2 protein-coding genes are annotated in these 1,634 nt (G+C 56.2%); both read right to left on the bottom strand.

Annotated elements, in window-relative coordinates:
• On the bottom strand, positions 1 to 453 hold a 453-nt coding region (locus EOL86_14660; protein ID NCD26813.1), incomplete at its 3' end, for a prolipoprotein diacylglyceryl transferase.
• Between the two features lie 110 nt (positions 454 to 563).
• Positions 564 to 1,355, bottom strand: a complete 792-nt coding sequence (locus tag EOL86_14655) for a sulfite exporter TauE/SafE family protein (GenBank protein ID NCD26812.1) — start codon at positions 1,353 to 1,355, stop codon at positions 564 to 566.
• Positions 1,356 to 1,634 lie beyond the last annotated feature (279 nt).

The raw sequence follows: 1,634 nt of genomic DNA, 5'->3' as shown, positions 1-1,634 counted from the left end.
GTTTGTCGGCAACCCGACAATCTCGGAATTCATAAAATTGCCCAACCGGATGCACATCCCGCCCAGGGCGCCCGGAATGGCCACCCGGTCCAACAGCCATAGCAAATCCGGCCCGCCAGGATGCCTCCGAAACAACCATGCCGCCACGACCAGACCGACGACACCCCCATGGCTGGCCAAACCCCCTTCCCAGATCTTCAAAATGTCCAAAGGATGGGCGAAATAATAGGCCGGATCGTAAAACAAACAATGCCCGAGCCGGGCCCCAACCAATACGCCGGCCACGACATACCCGAACAACAGGTCCAGCTCCGCCGGATCACGACCCTCGCGGACATACATACGCGTCATGAGGCGCAGTCCGACAAAAAAACCGACGGCAAAAAGCAAACCATACCAATGTACGGCCACGGGCCCCAGAGCGAAGGCCACGGGATCAACATTCCAAATCATCTAAAACCTCGTGTCAAAAATCGAAAACAACACCGACGCAACGCGGGAGGCATGCGCCACGCCTTTTACCAGCGTCGCGTCGGTGTTTAGCTGTTACGACGAGCTTCTCGTTACTCTCCCCCGACAGCGCTCACCATCATGATGATTGCCGCGATTATGGTGATGAAGCCAGATAGAGTTTTCAATTTTTTCGATTTTGTTTTCATGGCAAGCCTGCCGCCGATCACTCCTCCCAAAATGGCCACGATTCCGCATGGAATAGCCAGCACGGGATCAAAACCTCCGTGCAGGGCGTTGCCCGCGAAGCCCGTGAAGGCCGTGGCCGCGAGCATGGCGGTCGCGGTTCCGATCGCGGTGCGGGTGGGCACGCCACAGCCGACAACCATGAGTGGCACGAGAAACGCGCCGCCCGAGATACCAACCATTCCGGAAAGAAAGCCGGTGACCATCGTCATGGGGGTGGCCAGCCAGAGATTCACGACATAGGTATTCTCGCCTTCATGGATGTTCCAGTATCCCAGCCGGCCCACAGCGGTCTTGATGACCTTTTTTTCCGAAAACAGCATGGTCACGCCGGCAATGGCAAGAGCGATGGACAGAACCATCTTGAGTGACGAGCCACTATACAGATGCGCCTGAAACCCGCCCACGAAAGCCAACAGAGAATTCAACCCGCCAAAAAACGCGACCAGTGGCCAGGACATGGTCTTGGCCTTGCCGTAAATAAAGGCTCCGGCCAAGGCGCTGGCCAATAAAATGAATTGGCTCGTCGTCGAGGCGGTGTGCACCGGAACCCCGGACAGCACCAGGGTGATAACGTAAAAACTTCCGCCACCGCGTCCGCTCATGATCATGACGACCGTGAGCACAAAAATGCCGAGGACAACCATCGCGGTGTGCAGCATGGCTTAGGCCTTACCTTGAGCCACGCGGCGTTCACATACCGTCTTGTAAAGTTTTCCCGGCAACAACAGCTTCGTCAACGATTCATAAGTGCTTGGCGCGATGCGGACACGCTCGTACCCTTTGGACAAAAGATAAGCATAGACAATCGTCGACCGCGTTCCGGCGGAGCAAAACACGCCGATGGTTTTATCCCGGGGTACTTCCTCATACCGTTCGGGAATCTCGTCAATGGGGATCCACACCACGGGAAGATGGTACTGGAGCTTGATTTCAAG

It is taken from the genome of Deltaproteobacteria bacterium (assembly GCA_009930495.1).
In the GTDB taxonomy this organism is placed as follows: Bacteria; Desulfobacterota; Desulfovibrionia; order Desulfovibrionales; family Desulfomicrobiaceae; genus Desulfomicrobium.
Note: the sequence above shows the minus strand (reverse complement) of the source record. Positions and strands in the feature narration are given on the sequence as shown.